The 19,818-nt window shown below is 71.8% G+C and carries 22 protein-coding genes and 1 tRNA gene; 16 read left to right on the forward strand and 7 right to left on the reverse strand.

Translation table 11 applies throughout. From position 1 onward, the window contains the following. Positions 1-125 precede the first annotated feature (125 nt). Positions 126-782, forward strand: a complete 657-nt coding sequence (locus AL2_RS21760; RefSeq protein ID WP_067636316.1) for a response regulator — start codon at positions 126-128, stop codon at positions 780-782. Beyond that, positions 779-1,948 carry a GAF domain-containing sensor histidine kinase gene (locus tag AL2_RS21765; RefSeq protein ID WP_067636318.1) on the forward strand — a complete coding sequence of 390 codons (1,170 nt, stop codon included), beginning with the start codon at positions 779-781 and terminating at the stop codon, positions 1,946-1,948. Before AL2_RS21760 ends, AL2_RS21765 begins: the two co-directional genes overlap by 4 nt. On the opposite strand, the gene AL2_RS21770 is transcribed toward AL2_RS21765, so the two are convergent. Further along, positions 1,908-3,104: a saccharopine dehydrogenase family protein gene (locus AL2_RS21770; protein WP_067636320.1), complete on the reverse strand. Its 1,197-nt coding sequence runs from the start codon at positions 3,102-3,104 to the stop codon at positions 1,908-1,910. The two genes, AL2_RS21765 and AL2_RS21770, sit on opposite strands and share 41 nt — an antisense overlap. Before the next feature lie 123 nt (positions 3,105-3,227). Here AL2_RS21770 and AL2_RS21775 point away from each other — a divergent pair, with 123 nt between their 5' ends. Then, entirely contained in the window at positions 3,228-3,404 is a 177-nt protein-coding gene (locus AL2_RS21775) for a hypothetical protein (protein ID WP_157438290.1), read from the forward strand. Here the strand turns inward: AL2_RS21775 and AL2_RS21780 are convergent. Beyond that, entirely contained in the window at positions 3,361-4,266 is a 906-nt protein-coding gene (locus tag AL2_RS21780) for a LysR family transcriptional regulator (RefSeq protein ID WP_067636324.1), read from the reverse strand. The two genes, AL2_RS21775 and AL2_RS21780, sit on opposite strands and share 44 nt — an antisense overlap. 200 nt (positions 4,267-4,466) lie before the next feature. On the opposite strand from AL2_RS21780, the gene AL2_RS21785 reads away from it, so the two are divergent. From AL2_RS21785 to AL2_RS21820, 8 genes are all read left to right on the forward strand, one after another. Next, complete coding sequence (locus AL2_RS21785; protein WP_067636326.1) at positions 4,467-5,900, forward strand: form I ribulose bisphosphate carboxylase large subunit; 1,434 nt, start codon at positions 4,467-4,469, stop codon at positions 5,898-5,900. Beyond that, on the forward strand, positions 5,900-6,328 hold the full coding sequence (locus tag AL2_RS21790; RefSeq protein ID WP_067636329.1) for a ribulose bisphosphate carboxylase small subunit: 429 nt from the start codon (positions 5,900-5,902) through the stop codon (positions 6,326-6,328). Before AL2_RS21785 ends, AL2_RS21790 begins: the two co-directional genes overlap by 1 nt. Continuing rightward, positions 6,325-7,275, forward strand: a complete 951-nt coding sequence (gene cbbX / locus AL2_RS21795; RefSeq protein ID WP_245666812.1) for a CbbX protein — start codon at positions 6,325-6,327, stop codon at positions 7,273-7,275. Before AL2_RS21790 ends, cbbX begins: the two co-directional genes overlap by 4 nt. A 79-nt stretch (positions 7,276-7,354) precedes the next feature. After that, the gene (locus AL2_RS21800) at positions 7,355-8,263 is read left to right on the forward strand and encodes a proteasome assembly chaperone family protein (RefSeq protein WP_210747963.1); all 909 of its coding nucleotides are present in this window, start codon (positions 7,355-7,357) and stop codon (positions 8,261-8,263) included. A 50-nt stretch (positions 8,264-8,313) separates the two neighbouring features. Next, positions 8,314-8,733 (forward strand): CBS domain-containing protein, encoded by a 420-nt coding sequence (locus AL2_RS21805; protein ID WP_067636331.1) that lies wholly within the window; start codon positions 8,314-8,316, stop codon positions 8,731-8,733. Continuing rightward, positions 8,730-9,365, forward strand: a complete 636-nt coding sequence (locus tag AL2_RS21810) for a dienelactone hydrolase family protein (RefSeq protein WP_067636333.1) — start codon at positions 8,730-8,732, stop codon at positions 9,363-9,365. The genes AL2_RS21805 and AL2_RS21810 overlap by 4 nt, the downstream gene beginning before the upstream one ends. Then, positions 9,365-10,528, forward strand: coding sequence for a geranylgeranyl reductase family protein (locus AL2_RS21815; RefSeq protein WP_067636335.1), 1,164 nt, complete (start codon positions 9,365-9,367; stop codon positions 10,526-10,528). Before AL2_RS21810 ends, AL2_RS21815 begins: the two co-directional genes overlap by 1 nt. 97 nt (positions 10,529-10,625) lie before the next feature. Further along, positions 10,626-10,697 (forward strand) — tRNA-Val (locus AL2_RS21820). A 152-nt stretch (positions 10,698-10,849) separates the two neighbouring features. On the opposite strand, the gene AL2_RS21825 is transcribed toward AL2_RS21820, so the two are convergent. Continuing rightward, positions 10,850-11,536 (reverse strand): DUF899 domain-containing protein, encoded by a 687-nt coding sequence (locus AL2_RS21825; RefSeq protein ID WP_067636337.1) that lies wholly within the window; start codon positions 11,534-11,536, stop codon positions 10,850-10,852. Positions 11,537-11,792: 256 nt separating this feature from the next. Further along, positions 11,793-12,644: a sigma-70 family RNA polymerase sigma factor gene (locus tag AL2_RS21830; RefSeq protein WP_067636339.1), complete on the reverse strand. Its 852-nt coding sequence runs from the start codon at positions 12,642-12,644 to the stop codon at positions 11,793-11,795. Between the two features lie 94 nt (positions 12,645-12,738). Here AL2_RS21830 and AL2_RS21835 point away from each other — a divergent pair, with 94 nt between their 5' ends. Further along, on the forward strand, positions 12,739-13,152 hold the full coding sequence (locus AL2_RS21835) for a VOC family protein (protein ID WP_067636341.1): 414 nt from the start codon (positions 12,739-12,741) through the stop codon (positions 13,150-13,152). 71 nt (positions 13,153-13,223) lie between these two features. Here AL2_RS21835 and AL2_RS21840 read toward each other — a convergent pair whose 3' ends face one another. Further along, positions 13,224-14,015 carry a hypothetical protein gene (locus AL2_RS21840; protein WP_083946763.1) on the reverse strand — a complete coding sequence of 264 codons (792 nt, stop codon included), beginning with the start codon at positions 14,013-14,015 and terminating at the stop codon, positions 13,224-13,226. Here AL2_RS21840 and AL2_RS21845 point away from each other — a divergent pair. Next, positions 14,014-14,406 (forward strand): ArsR/SmtB family transcription factor, encoded by a 393-nt coding sequence (locus tag AL2_RS21845; RefSeq protein ID WP_083946764.1) that lies wholly within the window; start codon positions 14,014-14,016, stop codon positions 14,404-14,406. The genes AL2_RS21840 and AL2_RS21845 overlap by 2 nt on opposite strands. A 15-nt stretch (positions 14,407-14,421) precedes the next feature. Here AL2_RS21845 and AL2_RS21850 read toward each other — a convergent pair whose 3' ends face one another. Next, entirely contained in the window at positions 14,422-15,483 is a 1,062-nt protein-coding gene (locus AL2_RS21850; RefSeq protein ID WP_067636347.1) for a right-handed parallel beta-helix repeat-containing protein, read from the reverse strand. Positions 15,484-15,785: 302 nt separating this feature from the next. Here AL2_RS21850 and glnII point away from each other — a divergent pair, with 302 nt between their 5' ends. Then, positions 15,786-16,799, forward strand: a complete 1,014-nt coding sequence (gene glnII, locus AL2_RS21855) for a glutamine synthetase (RefSeq protein WP_067636349.1) — start codon at positions 15,786-15,788, stop codon at positions 16,797-16,799. 150 nt (positions 16,800-16,949) lie between these two features. Further along, complete coding sequence (locus tag AL2_RS21860) at positions 16,950-17,579, forward strand: hypothetical protein (RefSeq protein ID WP_067636351.1); 630 nt, start codon at positions 16,950-16,952, stop codon at positions 17,577-17,579. Here the strand turns inward: AL2_RS21860 and AL2_RS21865 are convergent. Continuing rightward, on the reverse strand, positions 17,560-18,381 hold the full coding sequence (locus tag AL2_RS21865) for a hypothetical protein (RefSeq protein ID WP_067636354.1): 822 nt from the start codon (positions 18,379-18,381) through the stop codon (positions 17,560-17,562). The two genes, AL2_RS21860 and AL2_RS21865, sit on opposite strands and share 20 nt — an antisense overlap. Before the next feature lie 395 nt (positions 18,382-18,776). On the opposite strand from AL2_RS21865, the gene AL2_RS21870 reads away from it, so the two are divergent. After that, positions 18,777-19,763, forward strand: coding sequence for an alpha/beta fold hydrolase (locus AL2_RS21870; protein WP_245666814.1), 987 nt, complete (start codon positions 18,777-18,779; stop codon positions 19,761-19,763). The last annotated feature ends 55 nt before the right edge of the window (positions 19,764-19,818 follow it).

A 19,818-nucleotide genomic window follows, 5' to 3' on the forward strand; every position in this document is an offset into this window, starting at 1 on the left:
CTAGGAGAGTATGGGGATGCGCGGTCGGGTTCGTCCCCCAATCGGGGGAGAGCGGGAGTGAAACGCGGAGGCGCCCTCCGCACCGGGGCTACTGATGAGTAGCTTCCGGTTGTTATCGTGCCGGGATGAGTGTCCCCGTACGCGTCGTCCTGGTCGACGACCACGAGATGATCCTCGCCGGGCTGCAGGCGATGCTGGCCGGGTTCTCCGGGCGGGTGCGCGTCGTCGGCCAGGCGGGGACGGGGGACGAGGCGACCCGGCTGGTGACCGCTCTCCGCCCGGACGTCGTTCTGCTCGACGTCCGGCTGGGCCCGGAGAGCGGCCTCGACCTGTGCCGGCTGATCACCGGGCGCGTCCCGGAGACGCGGGTCGTGTTCCTGTCGGTCTACGACGACGAGCAGTACGTCTTCGAGGCGCTGCGCGCCGGGGCCGGCGGCTACCTCCTCAAGCGGGTGGACGGCCCCGAGCTCGTCCGGCGGCTGGAGGAGGTCGCGCGCGGCGAGACGGTCGTCGACCCGACGCTCGCCGGGCGGATGGCCGTCACGGCCGCGCGGCTGACCCGCGGCGAGTTCTGGCCGGGCGCCAACCGGGGCCTCACCCAGCGCGAGAGCGAGGTGCTGTCGCTGCTGGTCGGCGGCCTGTCGAACAAGGCGATCGCGGCGCGGCTCGTGCTGAGCGAGGAGACCGTGAAGAGCCACCTGCGCGCCCTCTACCGCAAGCTCGAGGTGACCGACCGGTCGGCGGCGATCGCGGTCGCGCTGCGCGAGGGCCTGTTCCGGTGACGTCGCCGCTGGAGTCGCTCGCCGACCGCGGGACCGACCTGCTCGTCCGCATCGCGGCCGTCGCCTGCTCCGACCGCGAGCTGCCCCGGATGGCGCAGGAGCTGGCCTGCCTCGTCGTCCGGTCCGCGCGGGCGCTGACGTTCTGCGACGTGTACGTCCTGGACGAGGAGGAGCGCGCCCTCGAATGGTCGGGGCCGCCCGTCCCGCTGGGGGAGGGCGACGCCGGCTGGGTCGCCGCGCACGGCAGGGCCCGCCCGCACCCGGACGGGCGCGGCGCCGCGATCCCCGTGCACGGCGACGGCGGGGTGATCGCGGTCGTGGACGTCCGGTCCGCCGGGCCCGCGCCGCCGGAGGACCTCGCGCTCGTCACCGCGCTCGCCGGGCTGTTCGCGCCGGTGCTGTCGTCCTGCCGCCGGCTGCGCACCGCGCGCGAGCGCGAGCACGCGGCGGAGCGGTTCGCCGAGCGGGCCGTCGAGGCGCAGGAGGCGGAGCGGTCCCGGCTGAGCCGGGAGATCCACGACGGCATCGCGCAGCGGCTCGCCAGCCTCGGCTTCCACCTGTCGGCCGCCGAGCGGGCGCTGCCCGAGCACCATCCGGAGGCGCTGGCGCAGATCATGATGGCGCGGCGGCTGTGCGAGCTGTCGGCCGCCGAGACGCGCGCCGCGATCGGGGGGCTGCGGCCGCCCGTCCTGGACGACCTGGGCCTGTCGGCGGCCCTCGCCACCCTCGCGCGGGAGGCCGGGGACGGGCCGGGACCGTCCGGCGCGATCGACGTGACGGTGACCATCGAGGGCGAGCTGGAGGACGAGCTGCCCGACCACGTGCAGACCGCGCTGTACCGGATCGCGCAGGAGGCGGTCGGGAACAGCCTGCGGCACGCGTCCGCGAGCTGCGTCGACCTGCTGCTGGAGCACTCCCTCGACCGCGTCCGGCTGCGGGTCGCCGACGACGGGACCGGGTTCTCCGTCCGGGACGTCCTCGCGCAGGGCCGCCGGCCCGACTGCTACGGGCTGCGCGGCATGCGGGAACGCGCCGAGCTGCTCGGCGGGCGGGTCGCGGTGAAGAGCCGGCCGGGCGCCGGGACGATCGTCGAGGCCGTCATCCCCGTCCCCGGCCGCCGCGGCGTCACTTCGAGTCGAGCACCCGGAAGGTCATCCCGGCCTTGACGAGGCGGTCGATCAGCGCGTCGCCCATCGCCGTCGCGGTCGTGACCTGCCCGGACGTCTCGGGCAGGTCGTCGTGGGCCAGGCACAGCGCCGACTCGGCCAGCATCTTCGCCGTCTCGGTGTAGCCGGGGTCGCCGCCCGCGACCTCGGTGACGACGCGCTTCCCGCCGCCCTCGCCGGCGAACTTCACGCTGAACCAGTTGCGGTCGCGCCGCTCGCGCGACGGCCCGTCGCCGGGGCTGCTGATCCGCAGCAGGAGGCGCCGGGTCGGCGGCAGCGCGGCGAGCGCGGTCAGGGCGCCGAAGCCCGTGGCCAGCGCGGCGGCGGTCGGGAGGTGCTTGACCGCGACGTAGTGGCCGTAGGAGAAGTCGGGGCCGTAGCGGTCGAGGGCCGCCGCCGACCGGGTGACGATCTGCGGGTCGATGGTGGGCAGCGGCAGCGGCCAGCCGTCCCCGACGCGGGCCTTCGGCGCCGGGCCGCGCGAGATCCGCACCTTGCGGCCGGCGGGCCGGTCCTCCAGCCTGCGGCGCTCCCGCTCGGCGCGCAGCATGCCGGGGGCGTCCCCGATGATGCCGACCGCCGAGTGCAGGGTGCCGCCGGACGCGGCCCCGCGGACCCGCACGAAGCCCTCGACGTGCAGCGGGACGCCTTCGGGAAGCTGCTTGACCGTGAAGTAGGCGCCGAGGTCGTGGGGGATCGAGTCGAACCCGCAGGCGTGCACGATCCGCGCTCCGCTGCTTAGGGCCTCCTGGTGGTACTTCACGTACATGCGGTCGACGAACGTGGGCTCTCCGGTGATGTCGACGTAGTCGGTTCCGGCGCGCGCGCACGCCGCGACCAAGGGCTCGCCGTACTTGACGTAGGGGCCGACCGTGGTGATGACGACGCGCGCTGATTCGGCGATGGCGTCGATCGAGGCGGCGTCGGTGGTGTCGGCGTGCAGCAGCGGCAGCTCGGCGCAGGCCGGGTCGATCTCGGCGAGCCGGTCGCGGACCGCCGCCAGCTTGGCCTGGTTGCGTCCGGCGAGGGCCCAGCGCGTGCCGGAGTCGGCGTGTTCGGCGAGGTACTCGGCGGTCAGGGCGCCGGTGAAGCCGGTGGCGCCGAACAGGACGACGTCGTAAGGGCGAGCAGGGTCGTAGCGGCGGTCGGCGGTCATGATGCCCCTCTCACGGTTCCGAACCCGATTCTGTCCTCTCGGGCGCGAGCGATGTGCGGCGGGGCGCCGATGTGAGCGACCGCACTCCTCTAAGGTTGCTGCGATGACGGGAATGGTGGCGTGGTGACCGGGCTGGCCGTGGCGATGGACGTCGTCGCCGTGGGCTTCCTCGCGTTCTTCGTGGTGCTGCTGACGCGGGGGAGGAGCGCGCAGGGCGACGAGGGCGGACGATCCGTCGCCATGGTGCTGATCGCGGTCAGCCTGGGCCTGCTGTCGGTGTCGCTGTGGAGCCTGCCTTAGCGGGCTCCCATCCCGGCGCGTCGAGCAGGTGCCGGACGAACAGCAGCGTCGTCGGGGTCGGCGCGGCGCCGCCGACCGCGTGCCAGGGCCGGTCGAGCGGCATGCCCGGCGCGTCCACCACCACCAGGCGCCCGGCGTCGAGTTCGGCGCCGACCGCGTCCCGCGACACGAGCGCGACCCCCAGCCCGGCCGCCGCGCCCGCGATGACCGCGCCGTTGGAGCCGAGCACGAGCCGGGGCGGCGCGACCTCGTGCTCGGTCAGGTAGGCGTCGGCGGTCGCCCGCGTCCCCGAGCCGGGCTCCCGCATGACCCAGGGGGTGCGGGCCGGCGCGAAACCGTCCGCGAGGCCGGGCGCTCCCACGACCACCAGCTCGTTCGGGCGCCGGGCCAGCACGGTGGCCGCGACCTCGGCGGGCGGGCGGCCGGCCAGCACCAGGTCGGCCTCGTGCGCGGCGAGGCTGCTCCACACCTGGCGGCGCGGCCCCACCTCGAGCGCCAGCTCCACGTCCGGCCAGCGCGTCCGGAACGAGGCGAGCAGCTCGGGGAGGATCTGGTCGGCGGCCGTCGTCACCGCCGCCAGGCGCAGCGGCCCGCGTCCCGGGTCGGCCGCGCCGCGCGCCGCGGCCCGCCCCTCCTCCAGCAGCCCGAGGACCTGCCGCGCGTACCCGGCGTAGACGGCCCCGGCGGGGGTCAGCCGGAGGCCGCGGCCCACCCTCTGGACGAGTGCCACGCCGAGATCGCGGGTCAGCGCCGCGACCGCCGCCGAGACCGCCGACTCGGTCACGTACAGCCGACGCGCCGCCGCCCGCACCGACCCGGTGTCGGCGAGCGCGACGAACGTCCGCAGCCGCGCCTCCGTCATCTCCCGGCCTCCTCGTTCAAGTGAATGCTTGATTGTCACCGTAGAACACTTGATGGACATCGCAAGTATCGGGAGGCGAAGCTTCGAGGCGTCACGGTTGCACGCGACCGGGACGCGGCGCTCCGCTCCGAATCCCCCTGGGACATGCCGTCCTTCACCGGGGCGGTGCGCCGCGCCCGGTCGTCCAGGAAGGAGCGGCGATGAGCTCGGGCAGATGGTCGGCGGGCGTGATCCCCTACGCGGAGATGGGCTACTGGCGTCCGGACTACGAGCCGAAGGACAGCGACATCCTCGCCGCCTTCCGGATCACGCCGCAGCCGGGCGTGCCGCCGGAGGAGGCGGGCGCGGCCGTGGCGGGCGAGTCGTCCACCGCGACGTGGACCGTCGTCTGGACGGACCGGCTCACCGCCTACGAGAACTACCAGGCCAAGTGCTACAAGGTGGAGCCGGTTCCCGGGCAGGAGAACCAGTTCATCGCCTACATCGCCTACGACCTCGACCTCTTCGAGGAGGGGTCGATCGCGAACCTGACGTCGTCCATCATCGGGAACGTCTTCGGGTTCAAGGCGCTGAAGGCGCTCCGCCTGGAGGACATGCGGATCCCGACCCACTACGTGAAGACGTTCCAGGGGCCGGCGCACGGCATCGTCATGGAACGCGAGTACCTGGGCAAGTTCGGGCGTCCGCTACTGGGCGCCACGGTCAAGCCCAAGCTCGGGCTCTCGGCGCGCAACTACGGACGCGTCGTCTACGAGGCCCTCCGAGGCGGCCTCGACTTCACCAAGGACGACGAGAACATCAACTCCCAGCCGTTCATGCGCTGGCGCGACCGCTTCCTCTACTGCATGGAGGGCGTCCACAGGGCGCAGGCCGCCACGGGTGAGGTGAAGGGCCACTACCTCAACGTCACCGCCGCGACGATGGAGGACATGTACGAGCGCGCCGAGTTCGCCAAGGAACTGGGCAGCGTCATCGTGATGATCGACCTCACCATCGGTTACACGGCGATCCAGTCGATGGCCAACTGGGCGCGCAAGAACGGTCTCATCCTGCACCTGCACCGCGCGGGGCACTCCACCTACACGCGGCAGAAGTCGCACGGCGTGAACTTCCGCGTCATCGCCAAGTGGATGCGGCTCGCGGGCGTCGACCACATCCACGCGGGGACGGTCGTCGGCAAGCTGGAGGGCGATCCGAACAGCGTCCGCGGCTACTACGACACGCTCCGCCTGGACAAGGTGGAGGCCGACCCGGTGAAGGGCCTGTACTTCGACCAGGAATGGGCGTCGATGCCGGGCACGATGCCCGTCGCGTCCGGCGGCATCCACGCCGGGCAGATGCACCAGCTCCTGCATTACCTGGGCGAGGACTCGATCCTGCAGTTCGGCGGCGGGACGATCGGCCACCCGATGGGCATCGCCGCCGGCGCCACCGCCAACCGCGTCGCGCTCGAAGCGATGATCAAGGCGCGGAACGAGGGCCGCGACTACCTCGCCGAAGGCCCCGACATCCTGCGCGCCGCCGCCAAGCAGAGCCGCGAGCTGGACGTCGCCCTGTCCACCTGGGGCGATATCACCTTCACGTACGAATCCACCGACACCCCCGACGTTGTTGAGACCCCGGTGAGCGTCTGATGCGAATCACTCAAGGAACCTTCTCGTACCTGCCCGACCTCACCGACGAGGACATCGCCCGGCAGGTCGCCTACGCCCTCGACCAGGGCTGGCCCTGCTCCGTCGAGTTCACCGACGACCCGCACCCGCGCAACTCCTACTGGGAGATGTGGGGCCTGCCGATGTTCGACCTCGCCGACCCGGCCGGCGTCGTGTACGAGATCAACGAGTGCCGCAAGGCGTACCCGGACCGCTACATCCGGCTGAACGCCTACGACGCCCGCTACGGGCGGCAGACCACGGCGCTGCAGTTCCTCGTGCAGCGTCCCGCCGAGGAGCCCGGCTTCCGGCTCGACCGGACCGAGACGTCCGACCGGCGCGTCCAGTACACGCTCCACCCCTACGCGCTCGACCGGCCGGAGGGCGACCGGTACGGAGCGGGACGTTGACCGAACGCCCCGGCTTCGGGATGCGCCAGAACGGCTCCCCGGTGGACTCTTCCCAAGCTCCCGCCACCGGGGAGCCGCTCCCCCCCGGCGCCCGCGTCGACCTCGCCAGGGAGCGCGCCGAGTCGCAGGCGGACTCCGTCCTGGACGCCCTCGACGCCGAACTCGTCGGCCTCGCCCCCGTCAAGACCCGCATCCGGGAGATCGCGGCGCTGCTGCTCGTGGACCGCGTCCGCGCCCGGTTCGGCATCGACTCCGGACGTCCCAACCTGCACATGTGCTTCACCGGCAGCCCCGGGACGGGCAAGACGTCCGTCGCCGTCCGGCTCGCCGAGCTGCTGCACCGCCTCGGCTACATCCGCCGCGGCCACCTCGTCTCCGTCACCCGCGACGACCTCGTCGGCCAGTACGTCGGCCACACCGCGCCCAAGACCAAGGAGGTCCTGAAGCGGGCCATGGGCGGCGTGCTGTTCATCGACGAGGCGTACTACCTGTACCGGGCCGAGAACGAGCGCGACTACGGGCAGGAGGCCATCGAGATCCTCCTCCAGGTCATGGAGAACCAGCGGGACGACCTGGTCGTCGTCCTCGCCGGCTACAAGGACCGCATGGACTCCTTCTTCGCGTCCAACCCCGGCATGAGCTCCCGCATCGCCCACCACATCGACTTCCCCGACTACGAACCCGGCGAACTGGAGGCCATCGGACACCTGATGATGGAGCGGGAGGGTTACGGCCTCGCCCCCGAGGCCGAACCGGTCTTCCGCGACTACCTCTCCCGGCGCCGCGCGCAGCCCCGCTTCGCCAACGCCCGCTCCGTCCGGAACGCCATCGAACGCGCCCGCCTCCGCCACGCCAACCGCCTCCTGGCCCAGGGCGGCGACGTGGGCCGCGAAGACCTCACCACCCTCCACCCGGACGACTTCCTCGCCAGCCGCGTCTTCAAGTGACCCACGTCACGTCCGATCCGGGGATGAGCCTCCACATGTCCTAATGTTGGGTTGACGACATGTAGAGGTGGGGGAGAAGTTGCTTAACCCTGAGGATCTGTACGAGCTCGACGCCGACCTGCCGGAGATGACGGGTCCGGTGCTGCTGCACAGCCTCGACGGCTTCGTGGACGCCGGATCCACCGGGCAGCTCGTGCGCGAGCACCTCCTGGAGTCACTTGAACACCGCGTGATCGCCCGCTTCGACGTCGACTCGCTGATCGACTACCGGGCCCGCCGGCCGCCGATGACGTTCGACCGCGACCACTGGTCCGCCTACGACGCGCCCGAGCTGGTCGTCCGGCTGCTGCGCGACGAAGCCGGCAGCCCGTTCCTGATGCTGTCGGGGCCCGAGCCCGACCGGCTGTGGGAGGGCTTCACCTCCTCCGTCGTCCACCTGGTCGACAAGATCGGCGTCGGCGTCGTCGTCGGCTTCCACGGCATCCCGATGGGCGTCCCGCACACCCGTCCCGTCGGCACCACCGCGCACGCCACCCGGCCCGAGCTGATCACCAAGAACTCGTGGTTCGACAAGGTGCAGGTGCCCGGCAGCGCGGCCGGGCTGCTGGAGCTGCGGCTCGGCGAGGCCGGGCACGACGCCGTCGGGTTCGCCGTGCACGTCCCGCACTACCTCGCCCAGTCCGCCTACCCGGCCGCCGCCGTCGCCGCGCTGGAGGCGATCGTCTCCGCGACCGGGCTGGCGCTGCCCGTCGACCGGCTCCGCGACGCGGCCGCCGCCACCGACGCCGACATCGCCGAGCAGGTGGACGGCAACGACGAGGTCGAGAAGGTCGTCCGGGCCCTGGAGCAGCAGTACGACGCGTTCGCCGGCGCCGCCGAGCGCGACAACCTCCTCGCCGAGTCGCAGGACATGCCCACCGCCGACGAGCTCGGCGCCCAGTTCGAGCGGTTCCTCGCCGAGCAGGACGGGCCCGACACTTCCGGCTGACATATCCCGTCCGCCGCTGGGTAGGCGAGCGCCCGAGGGAGGGTTCGCTCATGGCCCAGAAGGTGAACGAGGTGATGACGCCGGTGCCGGTGGCGGTGTCCCCGGACACGTCCCTGGTCGAGGTCGGGGACCTCATGCGGCAGCACGGCATCGGCGACGTCCTCGTCGTCCACGAGGGGCGGCTGCGGGGCCTGGTCACCGACCGGGACATCGTGGTCCGCGCCGTCGCCGCGCAGCGCGACATGTCCGGCACGACCGTCGCCGACATCTGCAGCACCAACCTGATCACGGTCGCGCCCGGCGAGGACGCCGAGGAGGCGGTGCGGCTGATGCGCGAGCACACCGTCCGCCGGATCCCGGTCGTGGACGGCGACCGCCCCATCGGCATGGTGTCCATCGGCGACCTGGCCGTCCAGCGCGACGAGCGCTCGGCCCTCGCCGACATCAGCGCGGAACCGCCCAACACATGATCACGCTGAGGTTGAAGGACGCCGAACTGCCCGGTGACCTGACCATCCCGGACGGCGCGACCGGCGTCGTCCTGTTCGCGCACGGCAGCGGCAGCTCCCGGCTGAGCCCCCGCAACCGCGCCGTCGCCGAGGGCCTCAACGCCGCCGGCATCGGCACGCTGCTCATCGACCTGCTCACCCAGCACGAGGACGAGGTCGACCGCCTCACCGCCACTCTGCGCTTCGACATAGAACTCCTCACCCTCCGGCTGATCGGCGCGATCGACCGCCTCACGGAGGGCCTGGAGTCCGCCCCGCACACCGCCGGCCTCCCCCTCGGCCTGTTCGGCGCCAGCACCGGCGCCGCCGCCGCCCTCGCCGCCGCCGCGGCCCGCCCCCGCATCGGCGCGGTCGTCTCCCGGGGCGGGCGCCCCGACCTGGCGGGCCCGTCCCTGCCGCGCGTCCAGGCCCCCGTCCTCCTGATCGTCGGCGGCCGCGACACCGAAGTGCTGGCCCTCAACGAGCAGGCGGCGGGCAAACTGGACCACTCCGAAATCCACATCGTCTCCGGCGCGACCCACCTGTTCGAGGAGCCGGGTGCCCTGGAAGAGGTGACCATGCAAGCGGCCGACTGGTTCAATCAGAACCTGTGATGCACGATGTCATCGTGGTCGGAGCCGGCCCCGCCGGATCGTCCGCCGCCTGCCACCTGGCTCGCGCCGGCCTGGACGTCCTCATGCTGGAGAAGACGTCCTTCCCTCGCGAGAAGGTGTGCGGCGACGGCCTGACACCCCGCGCGGTCGACGAACTCCGCTCCCTGGACATCGACCTCTCCGGCTGGTTCCGCACCGAGGGCGTCCGCCTGATCGGCGCGGGCCGCAGGCTGGAACTCCCATGGCCGTCGAGCCACGGCCTGACCCGCACCCGCAGCGACCTGGACGAGCTCCTGGCCCGCCAAGCGGTCTCAGCCGGCGCGACACTCCTCGAGAACACCAAGGTCACCGCACCCGTCCGGTCCCGCGGCCGGGTAACCGGCGTCCGCACCACCGACGGACTCCGCAGCTCCCGCCTGGTGATCGCCGCGGACGGCGCCTCGTCCCGCCTCTCCGTCGCCCTGGGCCTGCACCCCCGCCGCGACCGCCCGATCGGCATCGCGGGCCGCCGCTACTACCGCAGCCCCCGCCACGACGACGCCCACCTGGAGATCTGGCTCGACCTGGCCCCCGCCGGCTACGGCTGGATCTTCGGCATGGGCGACGGCACCTGCAACGTAGGCGTGGCCCTCCTGCGCACCGACCACCCCGACTACCACCACCTGTTCACCAACTGGCTGAAGACCCTCCCCTCCACCTGGGGCTTCACGGACGAGAACGCCGCAGGCCCGTTACGCGGAGCAGCCCTCCCCATGGGCTTCAGCCGCCGCCCCCACTACCTCCCCGGCCTCCTCCTGGTCGGCGACTCGGGCGGCATGGTCAACCCGTTCAGCGGCGAAGGCATCGCCTACTCCCTGGAGGCGGGCCGCCTGGCCGCCGAAGTGATCACCGCGGCCTTCCACGGCCCCTTCCCGGAGAGGACCCTCCGCTCGTACCCGTCCGCCGTCCGCCGCGCCAACGGCGCCCCCTTCACCCTCGGCCGCGCCTTCACCCGAGCCATCGAAAACCCCCACGTCATGCGACTGGTAACACGCCAGGGCCTCTCCCACCCCGCCCTGATGCGCTTCGCCATGACCCTCTTCGACGGCATGCCACCGGCCTCCGTCCCCACCGCGACCGACCGCCTGGCCACCGCCCTGACCCACCTCACCCCCACCTCCTGACCAGCCCCGCCGTGCCCGCTCACGACACCACCCGCCCACCCTCCGGAAACCGTTTCGCGATCGCCCCCGCGAACCGGGTACGCTTTCCCGGCAACAAGGGCGCGTAGCTCAGGGGTAGAGCACTCGCCTTACAAGCGAGGAGTCGGCGGTTCGAAACCGTCCGCGCCCACCCACGTCAAAGGCCATGATCCGCCGCCACGGACCATGGCCTTTGGGCTTCGCGGGGCCGGGTCCGGGGCGGGGCGGCTCACCGGCGCTCCGGTGGGGTATGCGTGTTGTGGGTTCGCGGACGATCGGGTTCCTGAGGTTGGGCTCGGTTCGTCATGCGTCAGGGCCGTAGTGGGCGGCGATGGCTTCTGAGCCGGGCCAGCGGGTGTAGGTGGGGGATTGCGGCCAGCCCTTGGGAGAGTCCTGCCATTCTTCCTGGCGGCCGTATGGCAGGAGATCTATCAGGGCGAAGGAGTGGGTGAGTTGCTCGGTGCCTCGGCCGTTGGTGTGCCAGGTGCGGTAGACGGTGTCTCCGTCGCGTAGGAAGACGTTGACCGCGAAGCCGCCGCCGGGTGGTGCGCCCACGTCGGTGCCGAAGGAGTTGTTCGCGGTGGAGTACCACGTCATCTTGTTTCCGACGCGGCGTTTGTAGGCGAGGGCCTCGTCTATCGGGCCTTGGGTGACTATGACGAACCTGGCGTCGTAGGCATCCAGGAACTCCAGGCGCGTGAATTGGGAGGTGAAGCCGGTGCAGCCTGGGCACTGCCAGGTCTCGCCGGGGAACCACATGTGGTTGTAGACGATCAGTTGGGACTTGCCGTCGAAGATGTCGGCGAGTCGGACCGGTCCCTCCTCGCCTTCCAGGGTGTACTCGGGCATCTCGACCATCGGCAGGTGGCGGCGCTGGGCGGCGATCGCGTCGAGTTCCCGGGTCGCCGCCTTCTCCCGGACGCGCAACTCGTCGAGATGGCGTTGCCAGGTCTCGGCGTCGACGACGGGCGGTAGTGCCTTGGTGGTCATGGCTCCTCCGAGGGTCACGTACTGCGGTCTGTACGTGTGGACCATGCCCGCTTGCCGAACTCATCGGTCTTTCGGGCGGGGTCTAGGAATGCGCAGGTGCGGACGCCATCGGGTGGTCGACCGGCTCCTGCATCACTTCGGCGCCGGTGGCCTCGATGTGCTCGAAGGTGGCGTCGCAGTCCTCGGCCAGGAAGGTGAGACGGCCCGGTGATCGTGCAAGGGGCGAGCTTGAGATTCATGCCGCCGTCCGGTCTGGTCATCGCCGTTCGGCGGAGAGGAAGACGATGTCGAGGTCGCGGAGCCGGTCCGGGGCGGTGTCGATGGTGATGCGGATGATCTTTCCGGCGGTGATGGTGAAGGTGAAGAGGGCCTTCGGGCGGCCGTGGTGGGACCAGACCGCTGCCGGGACGCCGTCGACGAGGGCGAGGCGGGCGGCCTTGGCCCGTCCGGCGAAGAAGGCCGCCACCTCGTCGGCGCCGCGGATCTCGCCGACGGCGGCGTCCGGATCCAGCAGTTCGAGCAGGGCGGTGAAGTCTCCGCTGCGGGAGGCGGTGAGGAAGGCGGCGACGATCTCTCGTTTCGGGGATCGCGCGGCATCGGATTCCTCGGCTGCTCCCTGGACCCGGCGGCGGGCCCGGCTGGCGAGCTGGCGGGCGGCGGCCGGGGACTTGTCGATGATGGCGCCGATCTCCGCGAACGGGACGGCGAAGACGTCGTGCAGGACGAACGCCAGGCGCTCGGTGGGAGTCAGCGTGTCCAGGACCACTGTCAGCGCGACGCCGAGCGCATCGGCCAGCAGTGCCTCGTCCTCGGGATCGGCCTGGGGGATCGCGTGCGGCGCGGCCGGTTCAGGCGGCAGCGCACCGGTGGACTCCTCGCGCCGGGTCCGGCGTGCTTCGAGCATGTTCAGGCAGACGCGGGCGACGATCGTGGTCAGCCACCCGCCGGGGTTCTCGATCTGGCCGGTGTCGGCGCGGCCGACCCGCAGCCACGCCTCCTGCACCGCGTCCTCGGCCTCGGTGGGGGAGCCGAGCATCCGGTAGGCCAGCGCCCGCAGGCGGCCCTGGTGCTCGGCGAACCGCTCGTTCAGCCAGTCGTGCTCGACCATCCGTCACATTCCTCCGTCCGGGCCTGTCATACCGACTGACCGGCGAAACCACGCCGATGTGACACCGAGACCGCGAGTCCAAAGGGGACAAGGTATGAAAGCGCATGTCAGCACGATCCTCATCGGCGTCCAGGACATGGACCGGACCAAGCAGTTCTACACCGAGGGGCTCGGCTGGGAGATCAAGGACGACTACGGCGTCTCGATCATCTTCTCGTCGGACGGGTCCTCGCTCGTCGGCTTCTACGGCCGGGAGGGGCTGGCAGGCCAGGTGGGCACGAGCCCGGAGGGCAGCGGCTTCAGCGGGATGGTCCTGACCTACGTCGTCCGGAGCGAGGCGCGGGTCGACGAGATCATCGCGGCGGCCGAGAAGGCCGGCGCCACGATCCTCAAGCCGGCCGGCCCCCTGTCGTGGGGCGGGTACGGCGGCACCTTCGCGGACCCGGACGGCTACATCTGGAGCCTCAGCTACAGCGCCCAGGGGGCCGACCAGCCTTACGCGGAGTAGCGGCCATCGCGATTCGGACGGCAGCCGACCCCCTGTTTCCGCGGCGGAAACAGGGGGTCGTGCCCCCGTGGTCATGGGCGGAGGTAGCGGGACGGGTGGTGACGGGTGAAGGCCGGGGTCGTCGGGTGGAGGCCCGGCTCGGGGTCAGGGTCGAAGACGGTCTGGTGGACGGGGGTGAACCCGGCTGCGGTCAGGTTGAGGGTCGTCGGGCGGGTGCTGGGCCAGTGGTGGGTGTTCAGGCGGGTGAGGAGGGTTTGCAGCGTCACTATCTCTTCGGACGCGGTGAAGGTGCAGTGGTTGCCGCGGTCGACGTAGAGCTGCCTCAGGTTGGTCGGGGTGCCTGCTCGCCGGACTTGGCTCGCGTACCAGCGCTGGTTCTCCGGCGGGACGTTGCCGTCTCCCGTTGAGTGGAGGGTGACCACCGGCCAGGGGGTTCGGCCGGTGGGGGTGCCGTAGCGGTCCAGATGGCGGACGGCGTTGGGATCCGCCTTGATGCGCGGTGCCGCGTTCAGGCGTCCCAGGTCCTTGCGGAGGCTCAGGCCGGCCTCGCGGTATTCCTGCTCGACCAGGGATTTCTGGCTGGAGCGGGCGAAGAGCCTGCGGTAGTCGACGCCGGTGTTCCAGGACGGGTTCCCGCCCGCGCGGGCCTCGATGTCGGTGCGGTTGAGGCCCCAGAAGGCGCCCCGGTCGTAGGCGGCGTAGAAGTACTGCTGCTGGACCTGCTCGGTGATCGTCTTCGGCGCCGGGGCGCGGGACGTGTAGCGGGCGGGGACGTCGGCGAGTGCGCCGGCCAGGGCGAGCCGGGAGATCGAGACGCTGTGCGACGGCGACGTCCGGCTCCAGGGGCGCGGGGTCGTGTTCATGCCTTCGCCGTTCGTCACGGGGCCGCGCGTCCTGATGGCCGGAGCCGGCCCGGCGACCGTGGTGCTCCCGACGTCCCGGCCGCTCAGCGGCACGAGCCGGGCCGCCCTTCCGCGGGTGTTCGGCCGGACCCGGGCGGCCGTGCTCCAGTCGGTCGCGGACGGGGAGCTCACCACGGGGGCGCTCGCGGACCGGCTCGGGGTCAGCGCGGCGTCCGCGTCCCAGCATGCCACCGCCCTGCGCGGTGCCGGTCTCATCACCAGCGAGCGCCGGGGCAAGACGGTGCACCATGCGCTGACCCCGCTCGGGGAACGGTTTCTGCGCGGCAGACCCCCACGGGACGCGGAACGCCAGAAGACCCCGATCCCGGACATGGGAAAGGGGTCTTCATGATGCCCGCGTGTCAGGTCAGCAGAGACCGCGGGGCGTCGAGGTGTGGCACTTGTTGTGGACGAAGCGGTTGGTCCTGCTGCCGCTCCTGTTCACCAGGTCGTACGGCGCGTTGCCGCGGGCGACGTTGGCCTTGATCAGGTTGTGGCGGGCCGGACGGGCGTGGCCGTGCTCGGGGGCGACGCCCGGGAAGAGGACGATGCCGCCGGAGTAGGCCAGCGTGCCGCGGTTGTACTTGACGATGTTCTTCTTGACGGTGTTGTGCTCGCCGCCGAAGAACAGGATCCCGGTGCCGCCGAGCGGCGGGACGGGCCCGTGCCCGGCGCAGGACCGGTTGTTCTTGTAGACCTTGTTCTTCCAGACGTTGTTGTGGCCCTGCCCGCCCTTCTGGCCGTCGTCGATGAGGGCGACGCCGACGCAGTTGCCGGCGATGTCGTTGTCATGGACGTTGACGTGGTGGGCGTGCCGGACGAGGACGCCGAGCGTGTTGCCGATGGAGTGGTTCCAGGCGACCTCGGTTCCGCGGGCGTTGGCGGTGTCCCCGACGTAGAGGCCGGCGTCCTCGTCGTTGTCGAGGGTCCAGTTCCAGACGAACCGGCCGCGGGTGGAACGGAACTCGGCGATGCCGTACTCGCCGTTCTTCTTGGCGAGGACGGCCAGCACCGCCAGGCGGTCGGTGTACATGCCGTGCACGCCGTTGCCCTTGAAGCCCTGCACGCTCAGGTTCCGGATCGTCACGCCCTCGACGGGGTGCTTCGACCGGCCGATCACGCAGATTCCCATGCCGGGCGCGCCGGCCTTCGCGCAGTGGTCGTGGTGGCCAGGGCGCAGGATGGTCTTGTTGCCCTCACCCCGGATGGTGAGGCGCTTGCGGACGAGGACTCCCCCCTCGTAGTGCCCCGCCTTGAGCCGGATGGTGTCGCCGGGTCTGGCGCGGTCGACGGTCGCCTGGATCGAGTGGCCGGGCAGGACGACATGGGTACGCCCGCCGCCGCCGGCCGCCTGGCTCGCCGGCGCGACGGAGGCGAGCCCCGCCAGCACGACGACCGTGCCCAGCGAGGCCGAGAAAATCCGCCTCATCCGTTTTCCCCCGTTCTGTTTCTTCTGGGTAAGGATCCGCCGCGGCGCGAGCCGGGACGGCATTCCTCGATCATCTTGGAACGGGCGGCGTAATCTGCCGGGGCCGGTGAAGTAAACAGTCGGGGGGCTTTGTGGCAAACGCCGCCCGGCCCCGTCCCGGGACGGTTCGTGTGACGAAGGTCTCCGCAGGTCACGTTGCGTGTTACATGGCGTTCACATACGGGCAACAGATGCGAAATGCCCGGTTGGCACGTTCTGTAGGGCCGAACCCGTGAGGCCAGGCAGACACGAGAGGACCGACGTTGAGCTACAAGGCCGAGTACATCTGGATCGACGGCACCGAGCCGACCGCCCGCCTGCGGTCGAAGACGAGGATCCTCGCCGACGGCGCAGATCTGCCGGACTGGGGGTTCGACGGGTCCAGCACCAACCAGGCGCCCGGCGACCACTCGGACTGCGTGCTCAAGCCGGTGTTCTCCTGCCCCGACCCCATCCGGGGCGGCGACAACAAGCTCGTCCTGTGCGAGGTCTTCCTCGTGGACGGGACGCCCCACGCGACCAACGAGCGCGCCAGGCTGCGTCCGATCGCCGAGCAGTACGCCGACCAGGATTCCTGGTTCGGGATCGAGCAGGAGTACACGTTCTTCAAGGACGGCCGTCCGCTCGGCTTCCCCGAGCGCGGCTACCCGGCCCCGCAGGGCTTCTACTACTGCGGCGTGGGCGCCGACGAGGTCTTCGGGCGCGACATCGTCGAGCGGCACATGGACGCGTGCCTCGACGCCGGCCTGAAGCTCTCCGGGATCAACGCCGAGGTCATGCCCGGGCAGTGGGAGTTCCAGATCGGCCCGGCGGGCCCGATCGAGGTCGGCGACCACATGTGGGTCGCCCGGTGGCTGCTGTACCGCATCGCCGAGGACCACGACGTGTCCGCGACCCTCGACCCGAAGCCGGTGGAGGGCGACTGGAACGGCGCCGGCGCGCACACGAACTTCTCGACCAAGGCGATGCGCGAGGGCTACGACGCGATCATCACGGCGTGCGAGGCGCTCGCCGAGAAGGCGGACGAGCACGTCGCGAACTACGGCGCCGACATCGAGCGCCGGCTGACCGGGATGCACGAGACGGCCGCGTGGAGCACGTTCAGCTACGGCGTGTCGGACCGCGGCGCGTCCGTCCGCATCCCGTGGCAGGTCGAGGTGGAGAAGAAGGGCTACATCGAGGACCGCCGCCCGAACGCCAACGTCGACCCGTACGTGGTGGCCCGGCTGGTCACCGGCACCTGCTGCGCGGCGCTGGAGAAGGCCGGCCAGGTCTGACGACCGGCGAGACGACGCCCCCGGGAACCTCCCGGGGGCGTCGCCATGCCGGGGGGTACGTGGCCAAACAACTGCAAATTGTCGAGCATGGGCGAGTTCCCCCCATCGGTGTCGGGTAGCACACCTACGTTCGCACCCGGGGGAGGGAACATGCCCGACTCGCCATCCGGGCGGTACCCCGGCGGCCTGCCCGGCAGGCACGCCGGCCGTCCTGCGCCACGGCCCTGGGAACGGTCGTTCCGGTGTCCCTCCACGGCGCGGCGGCGCCCGGTGGAGGCGCCGCCGAAGCGGTACGAGGACTTCGTCGCGCTGCACGAGGAGATCGCCGCCGAGTCCGGGCCGCCGCTGCGCCCGCTGTGGTGGACGGGGATCTCCGCGTCGCTGGTCGGCGGCGGTCTCGCGTTCGCCGCCGTGATGGCGCTGCGCACGATGCTCGGCGTGGAGGTCCCGGTGTTCGCGGGCGGGCACACCGCCGCGACGCCCGCCGCGACCAGTTACGCGCTGTGCGCGATGGCGGCGACGATCCAGGCGACCGCGCTGATGCACCTGCTGCTCGCGACGGCGGCGCGTCCCGTCCGGGCGTTCGCGTGCATCGGCGCGATCGCCGTGTTCCTGCTGACCGTGCTGCCGCTGACGATGCGCGGGCCGTTCGACGCGGCGCTCGCGACGTCCGGCATCAACCTGGCCGGCGGGACGGCCGTCGTGGTGCTGCTGTCGGCGGTGGTGGGGGCCTCCCGGCAGTTCCCGTGGGACGGGCCGTTCAGGCGTGCCCGACGGTGATCGTCAGCGGGTCCGGCGCGGCCGAGGACGTCACCCGCACGTGCCGGAGCCGTCGCCACACCTGGACGTCCACCGGCTCGTCGGGGGCGAGCAGCCGCATCTCGCGGTGCATCCCGGAGAAGCCGAGGCAGAGGGAGACCTCCCAGATGCCGCGCGGCAGCGGGTCGTCGATGAACGCCCGCGTCACCGGGACGGCGGCGGTGTAGCAGAGCCGGCCGGGATGCTCCTCCAGCATGGCGATGACCTCGAACCTGCGGTCCGAGGGAGGCTGGCTCAGCAGCAGCGTCCCGGAGATCGGCATGCTGATCTCCCGCAGGTCGACGTGCCCGGTGACGATGATCTCGGCGCGCCGCTCGTTCCAGCTCGTCCCGTCGGCGCGGACGGATCCGGCGGAGTGCGAGCGCCCGCCCACGTCGATCTTGAAGCCGCCGTCGGTGCCGAAGTAGGCGGTGACCGTGGCGGAATCGGGCAGGAAACGCCGCTGCGGTGACGCGTCCAGGCCCGGGACATGCCCCAGCGGTACGACGCTGTGCGAGGGCGGCGCGCCGATCGCCAGGTTGACGTCCCAGAGCCTGCCCGGCAGGTGCCGCCCGCCCACGATGGACGCGACGTCCACCTCCGCCTCGAAGATGACGACGCCGTCGCGGGTGTCGGCGGTGACGGGCACGCGCAGTTGCTCACCGTCACCGTGCTCGTGCAGCAGCAGTTCGATCTCGGGGACGGGCACGCCGGGCGTGAACCGGCCGGCGAGCCGCAGCGCCGACCCCGCCCAGCCGATCTCCGTCAGGAGAGGATCCGGCATCGCCACCTCCGCCTCCAGCGTCTCACACCACCACCCGTCCCCTCGATGCCGCCGTCGAACCGGCGCAGGGCAGACGAGGAGGGAAGAGAAGGGAGAGGCGGCGCGGCGGGGGGCGCTGGGGCGGCCCGCACGGGGTCCGGGCCGCCTCGGGTCGCCACGGACTGTGATCGTCATTATGCGCCAGGTCGCGGCGGCGTGCGAGATTCTCACGAGGCCACCTCTGGCCCGCGCTGTCAATCCGAATTCACGCAGGCTTCACAGCGGGGTGATTTCCGGGAGCCGGTGACCAGTGTATTAATGGCCTGGACGGCGGAGGCCGCCTTTGGTCAATGCGCCGCCGCTGTTCTCCACGAATGCGGATGGATACTGACGAAATGATCCTCTCCCCGCGAGGCATGCGAGACGCGACGTCCAATCTCCTCCGGCTGGCCCGGCCCGGCCGGCTCGCCGATCTGCGGCCGATGCCGGCGGAGACGATCGACGACGAGCCGGGGCGGACGGTGCGCCGCTACCGTCCGCCGGAGGGGCTGGTGCCGGCCGGTCCGCCGGTCCTGTTCGTGCCGCCGCCGGGCGCGCCGGCCCGCTGCTACGACCTGCGCCGCGGGTGCAGCCTCGCCGAGCACGTCGTCCGCGCCGGCCGCCGCAGCTACCTGCTCGACCACGGGGCGCCCCGGTACGACGAGCCCGACCTGGGCGTCCGGCGATGGGTCGGGAACGTGCTGCCGGGCGCGATCCGGGCGGTCAGCCGGGACGCGGGCGGCCAGCCCGTCCAGCTCGTCGGCTGGTGCCTCGGCGGGATCATCGCGCTGCTGGCCGCCGCCGCCGACCCGGGCCTGCCGATCGCGTCGGTCGCCGCGGTCGCCGCGCCGGTGGACGCGACGGCGGCGCGGCTCGCCCCGCCGCCGGCGAACCGGACCGGCGTGGACAGATTCCTCCTGCGTCCCTGCACAATACTGAGCCATCTCGACAACGCCGATTTCCTCGCGCAGATCGAGGCCATGGATCATTTCCGGCATTTGCTGATCGCCTATCCGGGGCACGCCGCCCGGCGGATTTACCGTGCCCTTCTGGACGGCGGCGCGCTGCTGCGCGGCGGCCTGGAGATCGGCGGCCGGGGCGTGGATCTCGGCCGGATCGGCGTGCCGGTGCTGGCCGTCGCGGGACGCGGCGACGGATTCGCGCCCGTCCGCGCCGTCCGGCCGCTGGTCGGCCTGCTGGGCGGGGCGCCGGAGGTGCGGTTCGAGATCGCGTCCGGCGGCCACCTCGGCGTGCTGACCGGGCGCGAGGCCAGATCGACCACGTGGCGGCACCTCGACCGGTGGCTCGACGAGGGCATCGTCCGGCACGGGATCCGCGCCCAGCGCGCCGCCGTCCCCGGCTGACCCCGGCCCTGGCGGGTCTTCCGGACGCCAAGGGACGTACCAATCTTCTTTGCGG

Origin of the sequence: Actinomadura latina NBRC 106108 (assembly GCF_001552195.1) — a bacterium.
Classification (GTDB): domain Bacteria; phylum Actinomycetota; class Actinomycetes; order Streptosporangiales; family Streptosporangiaceae; genus Spirillospora; species Spirillospora latina.